The sequence below is a fragment of the Enterobacter sp. 5-4 genome, from assembly GCF_000612205.1.
Taxonomy (GTDB): domain Bacteria; phylum Pseudomonadota; class Gammaproteobacteria; order Enterobacterales; family Enterobacteriaceae; genus Enterobacter; species Enterobacter roggenkampii.
This window is the reverse complement of the sequence record NZ_JFHW01000010.1, coordinates 87,680-100,987: the sequence shown is the minus strand read 5'-3', so window position 1 is coordinate 100,987 and position 13,308 is coordinate 87,680. Positions and strand designations below refer to the sequence as shown.

Sequence of the window (13,308 nt, the reverse complement as noted above, 5' to 3'; positions counted from 1 at the left end):
CTGCCCTTTTATGAATAATCAGCGTTGCGTGACGAAATCCACCTGGTCGAGATTGATGGCGGTCACGTTGACGGTCACATCCAGCTCCACGCTGTAGGTGCGTCTTTCCCGGCGCAGAAAGAAGAACAGAAACGCTTCTTTTCGCACCGCTTCTTGCGCCTGAACGACCTGCACATCCTGTGGCTCAATACGCAGTAAGATATGCGGTGAGGCTTTCATCACCGCGGCCTGAACGTGGTTGAGCGCGTCGGCAAAGGCGCGCGCTTTGGCGTCGCCCTTCCCCTTCACTCTCACCGTGGTTGTGAACTGTTCTTTCATGCTTATGCGCCGTATTTTTTCTGCCACGCCTGTACCAGACGCTCGCCCAGCTCTTCTTTATCCATAAAGCCAAAGCCCAGCACGTTGCAGCCTTCGTTGATGGCGGTGACGCCTTCATCCACGGAACGCATACCGTATTTGGCCTTGTAGCCATATTTGGTCTGGGCGGTGATGGCACCCGCGCCGCCGCTGCCGCAGAAGGAGATGCCGAAGGTGGCGTTTTCTGCTTTCATCACGTCACCGAGCTTCATGTCTGCCGCCATGCCCGGTACGACAACCGCGCGTCCACCTGCTTTTTCCACACCGGCCGCCACTTTCTGACCTTTACCCAGGCGATCGCCAATCACGACTGTAATCTGTTCCATGTGTTGCTCCTTAAAGGTTGTCTTTCGCGACTTCAAAGTGAACGGAGAGCAGCCAGGCCTCTTCATCTGGAAGGTTGCCAAACTGCGCCACCACTTCACGGGCAAGCCGCATTGAATCCGGTGAAATTTCGTCAAACAGCTCTGCTTCAACCTCCGGCAGCGGCTCGCCGGTCACGGACCGGTGCGCCATGGCGCGCACGTGGGAAGTAAGCATCTGCTCCTGTACCGCATTGGGGATGATGTTGTTCCGGGCCAGCAGGGCATAAACCTGCTGCAGCATGGTGTTCGCGAGCTGTTCTGTTTGCTCTGCCTGTTCCCCAACGTCGTTCATTACCGCTCCGTTAATCACTGGTCTTACCCCGTTAATGGCTCTGGAATAAAACTAACGTTGGGGGGGAATTGTTTGTAGCGAGTTGTTTTCCACTTCGAAGTGGAAAGGGGAGCCGCAGCAGTGATCTGTGCCACATAAATACGGTGAATCTGGATTAATCACGGCATTTGCGTGATGAATATCACGTATTCCAGCGGCAAAACGCGCGCCGGGGAAGCGAAAACGTTCAGGCGTGGTGACGCAAAAATGTGATGGCGATAGGGTTTACTTATTACCGCGCAAAAAAACGGGGGCCACTGGCCCCCGCTGATTATTTGTCAGATGCGCGATCGGTTAACGGTATTTCTTGTGATACGTATTACGGGTCGTCACAAACTGCTCGGCCGCCGCCTGGGCTTCCTTCACTTTGCCTTCGTTAGCGAGCTTCAGCGCGCCGTCGATCTGGCCGACCAGCACGTCAAAGCCGTGGCGGTAGTCTTTCATCTCTGCACTGTCTGCCGCTTTGCTTTCCAGTTTAGGAGGCGTCGCTTTTTGTGCGTCCAGCGCCGCTTCACGCATTTTGGTCAGCGCGTCTTTCATTTCCGCCGCATTGTCGGTTTTCTGCACCACCTTCAGGTTTTGCCCGAGGATGCCCATGTCGTCTTCAAGATCGGCAGCAAACGCAGAAGAGCCAAGAACCAGCGTTGAAGCCGCGACGATCGCTAACAGATGTTTACGCATTGCTCACTTCCTTTTTTATTATTAACAAAACGCTATCTCTATTGTCCGGCGATTTTCATTTCCGGGAGTAATACAGAACCACACTGTATATTGCTGCGTGTTTCAATATCGTTACCGACCGTAACGATATTGCGCCACATATCCTTCAGATTGCCAGCGATGGTAATTTCGCTCACCGGATACTGGATTTCGCCGTTTTCAACCCAGAAGCCCGCCGCGCCGCGAGAGTAATCGCCGGTGATGCCGCTGACGCCCTGACCCATCAGCTCGGTCACCACCAGACCGGTGCCCATCTCTTTCAGCATCTGCTCAAAGTTGAGGCCCTGCCCGGCAATGCGCCAGTTGTGAATGCCGCCCGCGTGCCCGGTGCTTTTCAGCCCCAGCTTGCGCGCGGAGTAGTTGGTCAGAAGCCACTGGGTCAGAATGCCGTCTTTCACGATGTCACGACGCTCGGTGCGCACGCCTTCGCTGTCGAACGGCGTGGAGGCCAGGCCTTTCAGCAGGTGCGGATGCTCTTCGATGGTGAGCCATTCCGGCAGGATCTGCTTACCCAGCGAGTCGAGCAGGAAGGTCGATTTACGGTAAACGGAGCCGCCCGCGATAGCGCCCACCAGATGGCCAAACAGACCGGTCGCCACTTCGTTGGCAAAAATCACCGGCGCTTTCATGGTGGAGAGTTTACGCGGCGACAGGCGAGACAGCGTGCGTTCGGCACACTCTTTGCCTACCCACTCCGGAGACTGCAAATCCCCCAGCGCGCGGCCAATGGTATAGGCGTAGTCGCGCTCCATGTCACCGTTCTCTTCGGCGATGACGCAGCTGGAGAGCGAGTGGCGGGTAGAGCAGTAGCCCTGCAGCATGCCGTGGCTGTTGCCGAAGACTTTGATGCCGTAGTGGCTGTTAAAGCTGCCGCCTTCGGTATTGGTGATGCGCTTGTCGGCCTGCAGGGACGCCTGCTCGGCGCGCGCGGCCAGCTCAATCGCTTCGTCCGGCGTCACTTCCGCCGGATGGAACAGGTCGAGATCCGGCGCGTCAAACGCCAGCAGATCTTTATCCGCCACGCCGGCGTAAGGATCCGGTGAGGTATAACGGGCGATATCCAGCGCGGCCTGCACCGTACGGGCGATGGCATCCGGACTGAGATCGGTGGATGACGCACTGCCTTTGCGATTCTGGTGGTATACCGTGATACCCAGCGCGCCGTCGCTGTTGAATTCAACATTCTCCACTTCGCCATAGCGGGTGCTCACGCTAATGCCGGTGGTTTTGCTGACCGCCACTTCGGCGCCATCTGATTTTTCTGAAGCAAGCATCAGCGCGGTGGAGACGGCTTCTTCCAGAATCTTACGCTGCGCTTCAACTTGTGAGGTTACTTTCATCGCAAATGCCATACTGTAAGAGAGAGTTAACTGAAGTCTAACAGAGAACCGTTTTTCAGTGCGCGTCTTAACTGGTAACATTAGCCTCTTTTTTTAAGGAGCCTGACATGACTAAGCAGCCCGAAGACTGGCTCGACGACGTTCCCGGTGATGACATCGAAGACGAAGATGATGAGATCATCTGGGTCAGTAAAAGTGAAATTAAACGTGACGCCGAAGAGTTAAAACAGCTTGGCGCGGAAATGGTAGAACTGGGTAAAAACGCGCTGGATAAGATCCCGCTCGACCAGGATCTGCGCGATGCCATTGAACTGGCACAGAAAATCAAAAAAGAAGGCCGTCGTCGCCAGCTTCAGCTTATCGGGAAAATGCTGCGTCAGCGCGATGTTGATCCGATCCGCCAGGCGCTGGACAAGCTGAAAAACCGCCACAACCAGCAGGTTGCGCTGTTCCACAAGCTGGAGCAGATCCGCGATCGTCTGATTGAACAGGGTGATGACGCCGTACCGGAAGTGCTGAACCTGTGGCCGGATGCCGACCGCCAGCAGCTGCGTTCCTTGATCCGCAACGCGAAGAAAGAGAAAGAAGGGAATAAGCCGCCGAAGTCTGCGCGCCTGATTTTCCAGTATCTGCGCGAGCTGTCTGAGAACGAAGAGTAATCCGTCCCCCTCACCCCGGAGGGGCGAGGGGGAAAAGAACGTAGGCCCGGTAAGCGCTAGCGCCACCGGGCTTTTTTTACGCCTCGGCGGCCGCTTCCGCTTTCTTCGCCAGCCCGTCCAGCAGCTTCTGATGGATCCCACCAAAACCGCCGTTGCTCATCACCAGAATATGGTCGCCGGGCTGAGCGGCTTTCACCACCATATCCGCGAGCGCATCCACATCCGCGCTCCAGTGCGCAGGCTGGATGCAGGCATCGGCCACTTCCGCCACCTGCCACGGAATATGCTGCGGCTGCAGCAGGAAGACTTCATCGGCACGTCCTAACGACGGCGCGAGATCGTCTTTGCAGATGCCCATCTTCATGGTGTTCGAGCGCGGTTCCAGCACCGCCAGAATGCGCGCGGTACCGCCAACTTTGCCACGCAGGGCGGCAAGCGTCGCCAGAATGGCCGTTGGGTGGTGCGCGAAATCGTCATACACGGTGACGCCGTGGGCTTCACCGCGCAGCTCCAGACGGCGGCGGGCATTGATAAATGAACCCAGCGCATTCGCCGCATCCGCAGGCTGAACGCCCACATGGCGTGCGGCAGCGATTGCCATCAGGCCGTTGTGCATGTTGTGTTCGCCCACCAGGCCCCACTTCACCTCGCCCACTTTTTCGCCGTCGAGCAGCACTTCCCACTCGGAGGCATCGGCGTTGAGTTTCTTCGCCTGCCAGTGGCCCTGCTCGCCCACCAGCTCCTGCTCGCTCCAGCAGCCCATCGCCAGGGTCTGCTTCAGGTTGATGTCGTTTTCCGGCAGGATGATGCGGCCCTGGCCCGGCACGATGCGCACCAGGTGGTGGAACTGTTTCTGTATGGCCTTCAGATCGTCAAAAATATCCGCGTGGTCAAACTCAAGGTTGTTGAGGATCAGCGTGCGCGGGCAGTAGTGCACGAACTTGGAGCGCTTGTCGAAGAACGCGCAGTCATACTCGTCGGCTTCGATCACAAAGAACGGGCTGTCCCCCAGGCGCGCAGAAACGTCAAAGTTGCCCGGTACGCCGCCGATGACGAAGCCCGGCTTATAGCCGCAGGCTTCGAGGATCCAGGTCGCCATGCCCGCGGTGGTCGTTTTGCCGTGGGTACCGGCAACGGCAACCACCCAGCGGTCGCGCAGGACGAAGTCATGCAGCCACTGCGGGCCGGACATGAACGGAATATTGCGTTCCAGTACCGCCTCAACGCACGGATTGCCGCGGGTCATGGCGTTGCCAATAATCACCAGGTCCGGCTCGGGATCCAGCTGGCTGGCATCGTAGCCCTGAATAAGAGAGATGCCCTGTTTCTCCAGAAGTGTGCTCATTGGCGGATACACATTGGCGTCCGAACCTGTCACCTCATGGCCCAGCGAGCGCGCCAGCATTGCCAGTCCGCCCATGAAAGTGCCACAAATCCCCAATATATGAATGCGCATACGTCACTATCCTTCTTCAATGTGGCGCACATTTTACTCACATGTTAGCGGCTGTGAAACGCATTTCAGGTAAATCCGTATGTTGCTGGCGCGATTCACCTCTGCGCTACTATTTGAATATTTGTTAAGATTGTTGGGCTTTAGTCGTTTTAGTGAACATACAATCGCTCTACTCACAAAGATGCAGGGAAAGTGTTATGAAAACGTTAGGTGAATTTATTGTCGAAAAGCAGCACGAGTTCTCTCATGCTACCGGTGAACTCACTGCTTTGCTGTCGGCAATAAAGCTGGGCGCTAAGATCATCCACCGTGATATCAACAAGGCCGGTCTGGTCGATATCCTGGGTGCCAGCGGTGCCGAGAACGTTCAGGGCGAGGTTCAACAGAAACTCGATCTGTTCGCAAATGAAAAACTGAAAGCTGCACTGCGCGCGCGCGACATCGTTGCGGGTATCGCCTCCGAAGAAGAAGATGAAATTGTTGTTTTCGAAGGGTGTGAACACGCGAAATACGTTGTTCTGATGGATCCGCTCGACGGCTCCTCCAACATTGATGTTAACGTTTCTGTCGGTACCATTTTCTCCATCTACCGCCGCGTCACGCCTGTTGGCACGCCGGTGACCGAAGAAGATTTCCTGCAGCCGGGCATTAATCAGGTTGCTGCCGGTTACGTCGTCTATGGCTCCTCCACCATGCTGGTCTACACCACCGGTTGCGGCGTACATGCCTTTACGTACGATCCTTCCCTGGGCGTTTTCTGTCTGAGCCAGGAACGCATGCGCTTCCCGGAGAAGGGCAATACCTACTCCATTAACGAAGGTAACTACATCCGCTTCCCGAACGGCGTGAAGAAGTACATCAAATTCTGCCAGGAAGAAGATAAAGCGACGCAGCGCCCGTACACGTCCCGCTATATTGGCTCTCTGGTCGCGGATTTCCACCGTAACCTGCTGAAAGGCGGCATCTACCTCTACCCAAGCACCGCCAGCCACCCGGACGGGAAACTGCGTCTGCTGTACGAATGCAACCCGATGGCGTTCCTGGCCGAACAGGCGGGCGGTAAGGCGAGCGACGGTAAAGAGCGTATTCTGGAGATCGTGCCGGAAAGCCTTCACCAGCGCCGTTCGTTCTTCGTCGGCAACAACCACATGGTTGAAGACGTTGAACGCTTTATCCGCGAGTACCCGGACGCGTAATCCCTCTCTTCAGGGGAGCCGATCCGGCTCCCCTGTTCATTTATATATTTTACCGTATAAGTGTTTATAAAAAACACGCTTTAATATTCGCCACTGCTCCTGCATTATTTCCATAACAGTTTGACAGATATTTCGTGGAGCAGAAACGCAATGAAAAATTATTCCCGTGCTAATACCGGCATTGATTTAAATCTTATCCCTGTATTTATTGAAATCGTCCGCTGCGGCAGCATGGCAAAGGCCTCTTTGCGTCTGGAGATGTCACGCCCTGCGGTGAGTCTGGCATTAAAGCGTTTTAATCAACTCTTTGATGAGCCGTTATTTCTCCGCAAAGGCTTATATCTTGAGCCGACGGAAAAAGCATTAGCCTTAACCCGCTCGCTGGAAATATTAATGGGCGAAATTCACGATAATATCGGGGCGCTTAATTCCGAAAGGAATAAAACCCCGGCACAGAACGTACCGGGGCTGGGTAATATTATGCCGCGTTCTGAGTCGTCACTTTGAATGATGACATGGCTTCCATCAGCTGACGCGACTGCTCCTCAAGGGAGCGGGTCGCGGCGGAGGATTGCTGCACCAGCGCCGCATTCTGCTGCGCGGTTTCATCCATCTGGTTTACCGCAATATTAACCTGCTCAATGCCGCGGCTCTGCTCCTGAGACGCGGTCGCAATCTCACGCATCAGTTTGGTCATGCGCAGCACTTCTGTTGCGATCTCATCCATTGTTTCGCCCGCCTGCTGGGCCAGCTCGCTGCCCTCGTTAACGTGGGTTTGCGAATCACTGATAAGAGAACGAATCTCCTTCGCCGCGTCGGCGCTGCGGCTGGCCAGGTTTCGCACCTCGCCCGCGACGACGGCAAACCCGCGCCCCTGCTCGCCCGCGCGCGCCGCCTCTACGGAGGCGTTAAGCGCCAGGATATTGGTCTGGAAGGCAATGCCGTCGATCACGCTCAGGATGTCGGCGATGCGCGCCGAGCTGCCGGAGATATCGCGCATTTTTTCAATCACGTAGCAGACCATTTCGCTGCCGTGATCGGCCGTGTCGGAGACCGACTTCGCCAGCTGGTGCGCCTGCTCGGCGTTATCGGCGTTGAGCTTCACCGTGGCGGTGATCTGTTCCATGCTGGCCGCCGTCTGCTCCAGCGACGTGGCGGTGGATTCCGTTCGCTCGGCGAGATCCCGGTTCCCCAGCGTCAGCTCGCGGCTGCCGGTGTCAATCTGCGCGCTGGCATCGCGTACCCGCAGAACCGAGTTCATCAGCGACTGACGCATCTCCTCAATGACCGCGTTAAGGCGGTTAAACTCCTGGCTCGCGGGCGCGGCCAGCGTATGGGTTAAATCGCCCGCCGCCACGTTCTCCAGCTGAGCAATCGACGCCGAGAGCGGCTTGAGCAGCATATGGCGCAGCGCAAGCCAGGCCAGCACGATAATGCCCGCCGTCAGCAGCGCGGCGACGATAATCAGGATCAGGACGCGGGTTTTGCTCGCCTGCACGGCACTCACTTCCGCCTGACCTCGCGCTTCGCTCCATTTCTGAAACGCCTGCATGTCGTTATCAAACGCTGACGCCAGCGGGATCAGCGTCTTCTCCAGCAGGTCGTAATACCCGTCCGCGCTCTGGTCATTGAGGGTTTTCAGCATCGGGTTGATCCCCTGCTGGTTATACGCCGCCAGGCTGGCTGCCACTTTATCGAGCAGCTGCTGCCCCTGCTCGTCAGCCACGCCGCCGTCGATCACGCCCTTCAGCGTTTTCTGGGCCAGGGCAACTTCCTGATTGATGTTTTTTACCGCGCTGGCCGCATCGTCCAGCATGCCGATTTCCATCATGCGGACGGCCTGACCCGCTTCATTGCGCGCGCGGAGGATCAGCGTATAGCCTGAATTAAGCTGCACCATCTGCTCACCCTGAAGGTGATTAATGCGCTGCAGCGAAGAAGAACTCTGTGTGAGGGCATAAATGCCAATGCCGCTGACAATCAGCAGCAGAAGGGTCATAACGGCCAGTAAAGAGAGCAAGCCGGTACGAATCGATAGCGTTTTCAGCATGATATTATTTCCGGTAGCGAGATATTTCTGGGCATAAAAAAAGAGTATCGGCCGCTACCGGAAAATGTTTAGACTTTCAGCATGTTATCGCTCTGTTACCGATGTGTTCACGCGGGTAACAGGCGAGCTTTGACGGTTCTCCCAGAGCACCGTCAGGCCGCGCTGCAGGGCAATAAAAATAAACAGCAGAATGCCGATGGCGATCTTCGTCCACCAGGAGCTGAGCGTGCCGTCAAAGTTGATATAGGTCTGGATCAGCCCCTGAATCGCCACGCCGAACAGCGTCCCCAGTACCGTCCCCACGCCGCCGCTGAGCAGCGTGCCGCCGATGACCACAGAAGCAATCGCATCCAGCTCCACGCCAACGCCTGCAAGGGCATAGCCCGCCTGGGTATACACCGAGAAGACGATCCCCGCCAGCGTCGCCAGGCCGGTCGAGAGCATATAGATGCGGATGGTGGTGCTGCGGGTCGAGATCCCCATCAGGTTGGCCGACGTGGCGTTGCCGCCAATAGCGTAAACCTGATTGCCAAACCGGGTGCGGTGGGCGAGGAAGATGCCAATGACGACCACGCCCAGCATCAGCAGCCCCATCGCGCTCAGACGACCGCCGCCGGGAATTTTCCACGCCAGGCTGGAGAGCGTGTCGTACACCGGATGGTTAATCGGGATCGACTCTTCAGACACCAGATAACTTACCCCACGCAGGAAGAACATCCCCGCGAGGGTAATGATAAACGCCGGAATTTTTAACGCGTCGATCAGCAGCCCCATAAAGGCGCCAAACGCGCAGCCCATCACCAGCACCAGCGGGAACGCCAGCAGCGGTGAGATGCCCCAGAAGCCAATCGCTTTCGCGAGGAACACGCCCGTAAACGCGATCACCGAGCCGACGGAGAGATCGATCCCGCCGGAGAGGATCACAAAGGTCATGCCGACGGCGATGATGCCTAAAAAGGCGTTATCGGTCAGGATATTGCAGATCACGCGCGTCGAGGCAAACCCCGGGAACTGGGTCAGGCAGTAGAGATAGCCCAGCACAAACACGCCCAGCGTGATCATTAGCGGTAAATTACGTTTTATCATGGCCACGGATCCCCTTAATGATGCTGACAAAGCGCGGCGACTGGACGATCAGCACGCAGAGCACGACCACCGCTTTCACCACCTGGTTGAGTTCCGGCTGGAATCCCGAAAGCAGGATCCCGGTGTTCATGCCCTGAATGATCAGCGCGCCGATCGCCGAGAGCAGCAGGTTAAAGCGCCCGCCCATCAGCGACCCGCCGCCGATGACCACCGCCAGGATCGCATCCAGCTCCAGCCAGAGCCCGGCGTTGTTGGCATCGGCTCCGCGAATATCCGCCGCGACGATCACGCCGGCGATGGCGGCGCAAATACCGCTCAGCACGTAGGTCAGCATCACCATCAGCCGCGTGTTGACCCCGGCGTTGCGCGCGGCGCGAATGTTGATCCCGACGGCCTCAATGAACATGCCCAGCGCCGTTTTGCGGGTGAAAAGCCAGAACACCACGAGCGTCACCAGGGCAATCATCACCGGCGTCGGGAAGAACAGAAGGTTGCCGCTGCCGAGCCACGCCAGGCTCGGGGAGTTAAAGGTGACAATCTGGCCGGAGGTAATCAGCTGCGCGACGCCGCGCCCGGCCACCATTAAAATGAGCGTGGCGACAAAGGGCTGGATTTTCAGCACCGCCACCAGAATGCCGTTCCATAATCCGGCCAGCACGCCAGTGCCTAAGGCTGCAAGCAAGACCACCGGCAGGCTATGCCCGGCCACGGTCATGGAGGCTGCCGTGGCCCCGGCGATAGCCATCACCGCGCCGACGGAGAGATCAATCCCGCCGGTGGCGATGACCAGCGTCATCCCGATGGCCAGCAGCGCCACGGGCGCGGCGCGGTTTAAAATGTCTATCGGGCTGCCAAACAGGCGGCCATCCTGCACGATAATCTGGAAGAAATGCGGCGCGACCAGGCTATCCACCAGTAAAACCACCAGCAGCGCCGCGATTTGCGGCGTGCCGGTCGGCCAGCTGAAGCGGCGCTTTGACTCACCGGTTTGCGAAAGCGAACGGGACATCACGATTCACTCCTTATGCCGCGATGGCATTCATGATCGCCGGAACGGACAGCTTATCCAGCGGGATCTCTGCCACCTGTTTACGATCGCGCATGATGATGACGCGATCGGCATAGCCCACCAGTTCCTCCAGCTCGGACGAAATGACCAGCAGGGCCAGACCGTCTGCGCACAGGGTTTCGATAAGCCGGATAATTTCGGCGTGCGCCCCTACGTCAATGCCGCGGGTCGGTTCGTCGAGGATCAGGAACTGGGGTTTGGTCAGCAACCAGCGGGAGAGCAGCACTTTCTGCTGGTTACCACCGGAGAGGAACTCGATGGGCTGTTCCGCGCTCGGGGTGCGGATGCCGAGCTGGCGGATAAAGCGCTCAGCAATGGCGTTCTGCTCTTTGCGTGGGATCGGCCGCAGCCAGCCGCGCTGCGCCTGAAGCGCCAGAATGATATTTTCCCGCACCGAGGCGGCGGCAATAATGCCGTCCGTTTTCCGGTCTTCCGGGCAGAAGCCCACACCCAGACAGGAGGCCTGATGCGGCGATCGCAGGGTTTGCGGTTTGCCCTTGATCAGCGCGCTGCCGCTGTCGGCGGGCTTGATCCCGAAGATCACCTCGGCTGTCTCGGTACGCCCCGAGCCCAGCAGGCCCGCCAGCCCGACAATTTCGCCCGGCCGCACCTCAAGATTAAACGGCGAGATGACCCCTTTTTTGCCGTAATCGCTGAACGCGGCGACCGGCTTCTCGCTCAGCAGCGTGCGGCCCGCGCGCTGAAGGGCGTTGGTCTCCAGCTCGCGGCCCAGCATCATTTTGACCAGCTCGATCTGCGGCAGCTCGCGGGTTTCGCGGCAGCCGACAAAGCTGCCGTTGCGCAGCACCGTAATGCGATCGCTCACCTCATACACCTGATCGAGGAAGTGGGTAACGAAGATCAGGCTGACGCCCTGATCGCGCAGCTGGCGCATCAGGGTAAAGAGCATTTCCACCTCCTGGGTATCGAGGCTGGCGGTGGGTTCGTCGAGGATCAGCACCTTTGCCGAGAGATCGATCGCGCGGCAAATGGCGACGATCTGCTGCATCGCCACGGAAAAGCGGTTCAGCGGCTCGCGGACGTCGAGGGAGAAGCCGTAGGATTCCATCAGCTTTGTCGCCCGCGCCTCCATCTCTTTACGGCGCAGCAGGCCAAAGCGTCGTGGCTCACGGCCAATAAACAGGTTATCCGCCACCGACATATTCGGCAGCAGGTTCACTTCCTGGTATACCGTCCCGATCCCCAACTGCTGGGCATGGGCGGTGTTTTTGGGCGAAATGGCGCTGCCTTCCAGCCAGATGGTGCCGCGGTCGGCGTGATAAACGCCGGTCAGAGATTTAATCAGCGTCGATTTTCCCGCGCCGTTTTCCCCCAGCAGCGCCATGATCTCCCCGCGCCGCAGGCTGAAATCAACGTTATCCAGCGCCTTTACGCCGGGGAAGAATTTACTCAAGCCCTCTGTGCGGAGGATTTCCTGGTGTTGTTCAGTGGTCATGGTTTCCCCCTGCATCAAGCCGGAAGGCGCTACGCTTATCCGGCCTACAAAAGAGCGTATCGTAGGCCGGGTAAGCGCAGCGTCACCCGGCATGTTCAGACAGGCTTAGTAGCCCATATTTTTCTTCTTCTCTAACTCTTCTTTCGCCGTGTCAGGCAGGTAGAGCGTGGATTTGGTGACCGTCACTTTCTCCGGCATCGTGCCGTCTTTCTTGAATTTCTCCAGCGCGTCGAATGCCGGGCCGGCCATGTTTGGCGTCAGCTCCACGCTGGCGTTGGCTTCGCCGTCGATCATCGCTTTGTAGATATCAGGCACGCCGTCGATAGAGCCGGTGAGGATATCTTTGCCCGGCTTCAGGCCCGCTTCTTTAATTGCCTGAATCGCGCCGATCGCCATGTCATCGTTGTGGGCGTAAACCATGCAGATGTTCTTGCCGTTGTTTTCAGCCTTAATGAAGCTCTCCATCACCTCTTTACCTTTGCTGCGGGTAAAGTCGCCGGACTGAGAGCGGATAATCTTGATGTTTGGCGCTTTCGCGATGGCTTCAGCAAAGCCTTTTTTACGGTCGATGGCCACGCTCGCCCCGACGGTGCCCTGCAGTTCAACAACGTTACACGGCTTGCCGTCGACCTGTTTTATCAGCCAGTCGCCAATTAACTGCCCTTCCAGCACGTTGTTGGCCGTCACGGTGGTCATATAGAGAGATTTGTCTTTGACGTCGATGGAACGATCGAGCAGGAAGACCGGGATTTCAGCGTCTTTCGCTTCCTTCAGGACGGGTTCCCAGCCGGTCGCCACGACGGGTGCAATAAAGATGGCATCCACGCCCTGGGCGATAAAGGAGCGCACGGCTTTGATCTGATTCTCTTGTTTTTGCTGGCCATCGGCGATTTTCAGGGTAATGCCGCGTTTCTGAGCTTCGCTTTTCGCCACGTTGGTTTCTGCCGCTCGCCAGCCAGATTCAGAGCCGACCTGCGAAAAACCTACGGTTAAGGGAGCGGCCATCGCCATAGACGACATGGCTGCCGAAACTGCTGTGACAAGGAGTAAGCGCTTCCACATATGAACGTCCTCGTAGGGTGAGTTATTGTTGGTTAAAAGATGTTCTGCGGAATGACTATAGCCCATGAAATATGTAACGAATTGCGTTACATCACACTTCAGAAAAGTGAATAAAACGTTAATCACAAGTTTGTAATCGCTTTCATTTCTCCATGAAAAAT

Annotated in this window: 14 protein-coding genes; 3 read left to right on the top strand and 11 right to left on the bottom strand. The window is 57.3% G+C overall.

Annotated features, from left to right (window positions below):
* Positions 1 to 18 precede the first annotated feature (18 nt).
* The 5 genes from AA74_RS0106680 to pmbA all read right to left on the bottom strand — a co-directional run bounded on the left by AA74_RS0106680 (position 19) and on the right by pmbA (position 3,125).
* Positions 19 to 318 carry a DUF4312 family protein gene (locus AA74_RS0106680; RefSeq protein ID WP_006810338.1) on the bottom strand — a complete coding sequence of 100 codons (300 nt, stop codon included), beginning with the start codon at positions 316 to 318 and terminating at the stop codon, positions 19 to 21.
* A gap of 2 nt (positions 319 to 320) precedes the next feature.
* Positions 321 to 683, bottom strand: a complete 363-nt coding sequence (locus AA74_RS0106675) for an SFCGS family glycine-rich protein (protein ID WP_006810339.1) — start codon at positions 681 to 683, stop codon at positions 321 to 323.
* A gap of 10 nt (positions 684 to 693) precedes the next feature.
* Positions 694 to 1,032: a glycine dehydrogenase gene (locus AA74_RS0106670; RefSeq protein WP_025911967.1), complete on the bottom strand. Its 339-nt coding sequence runs from the start codon at positions 1,030 to 1,032 to the stop codon at positions 694 to 696.
* Positions 1,033 to 1,347: 315 nt separating this feature from the next.
* The gene (gene cybC, locus AA74_RS0106665) at positions 1,348 to 1,734 is read right to left on the bottom strand and encodes a cytochrome b562 (protein ID WP_008501412.1); all 387 of its coding nucleotides are present in this window, start codon (positions 1,732 to 1,734) and stop codon (positions 1,348 to 1,350) included.
* A 38-nt stretch (positions 1,735 to 1,772) separates the two neighbouring features.
* On the bottom strand, positions 1,773 to 3,125 hold the full coding sequence (gene pmbA / locus AA74_RS0106660) for a metalloprotease PmbA (protein WP_008501413.1): 1,353 nt from the start codon (positions 3,123 to 3,125) through the stop codon (positions 1,773 to 1,775).
* 95 nt (positions 3,126 to 3,220) lie between these two features.
* On the opposite strand from pmbA, the gene yjgA reads away from it, so the two are divergent.
* Positions 3,221 to 3,772 (top strand): ribosome biogenesis factor YjgA, encoded by a 552-nt coding sequence (yjgA, locus tag AA74_RS0106655; RefSeq protein WP_008501414.1) that lies wholly within the window; start codon positions 3,221 to 3,223, stop codon positions 3,770 to 3,772.
* 76 nt (positions 3,773 to 3,848) lie between these two features.
* Here the strand turns inward: yjgA and mpl are convergent, their stop codons facing one another.
* Positions 3,849 to 5,228: a UDP-N-acetylmuramate:L-alanyl-gamma-D-glutamyl-meso-diaminopimelate ligase gene (gene mpl / locus AA74_RS0106650; protein WP_025911962.1), complete on the bottom strand. Its 1,380-nt coding sequence runs from the start codon at positions 5,226 to 5,228 to the stop codon at positions 3,849 to 3,851.
* Between the two features lie 197 nt (positions 5,229 to 5,425).
* Between mpl and fbp the strand changes: the two genes are divergently transcribed.
* Together fbp and AA74_RS0106640 are read left to right on the top strand one after the other, a co-directional pair.
* Positions 5,426 to 6,424: a class 1 fructose-bisphosphatase gene (gene fbp, locus AA74_RS0106645; protein WP_008501416.1), complete on the top strand. Its 999-nt coding sequence runs from the start codon at positions 5,426 to 5,428 to the stop codon at positions 6,422 to 6,424.
* A 150-nt stretch (positions 6,425 to 6,574) separates the two neighbouring features.
* Positions 6,575 to 6,931 carry a LysR family transcriptional regulator gene (locus tag AA74_RS0106640; protein ID WP_025911961.1) on the top strand — a complete coding sequence of 119 codons (357 nt, stop codon included), beginning with the start codon at positions 6,575 to 6,577 and terminating at the stop codon, positions 6,929 to 6,931.
* Here AA74_RS0106640 and AA74_RS0106635 read toward each other — a convergent pair.
* The 5 genes from AA74_RS0106635 to ytfQ all read right to left on the bottom strand — a co-directional run bounded on the left by AA74_RS0106635 (position 6,903) and on the right by ytfQ (position 13,147).
* Positions 6,903 to 8,474: a methyl-accepting chemotaxis protein gene (locus AA74_RS0106635; RefSeq protein WP_021240693.1), complete on the bottom strand. Its 1,572-nt coding sequence runs from the start codon at positions 8,472 to 8,474 to the stop codon at positions 6,903 to 6,905. The genes AA74_RS0106640 and AA74_RS0106635 overlap by 29 nt on opposite strands.
* Positions 8,475 to 8,558: 84 nt before the next feature.
* A complete protein-coding gene (yjfF, locus tag AA74_RS0106630) occupies positions 8,559 to 9,560 on the bottom strand; it encodes a galactofuranose ABC transporter, permease protein YjfF (protein ID WP_008501419.1) in 1,002 nt (333 codons plus the stop codon).
* Positions 9,547 to 10,572: a galactofuranose ABC transporter, ATP-binding protein YtfT gene (gene ytfT / locus AA74_RS0106625; protein WP_021240695.1), complete on the bottom strand. Its 1,026-nt coding sequence runs from the start codon at positions 10,570 to 10,572 to the stop codon at positions 9,547 to 9,549. The genes yjfF and ytfT overlap by 14 nt, the downstream gene beginning before the upstream one ends.
* A gap of 10 nt (positions 10,573 to 10,582) precedes the next feature.
* Positions 10,583 to 12,085 (bottom strand): galactofuranose ABC transporter, ATP-binding protein YtfR, encoded by a 1,503-nt coding sequence (gene ytfR / locus AA74_RS0106620; protein ID WP_025911955.1) that lies wholly within the window; start codon positions 12,083 to 12,085, stop codon positions 10,583 to 10,585.
* 105 nt (positions 12,086 to 12,190) lie between these two features.
* A complete protein-coding gene (ytfQ, locus tag AA74_RS0106615) occupies positions 12,191 to 13,147 on the bottom strand; it encodes a galactofuranose ABC transporter substrate-binding protein YtfQ (protein ID WP_021240696.1) in 957 nt (318 codons plus the stop codon).
* Between the last annotated feature and the right edge of the window lie 161 nt (positions 13,148 to 13,308).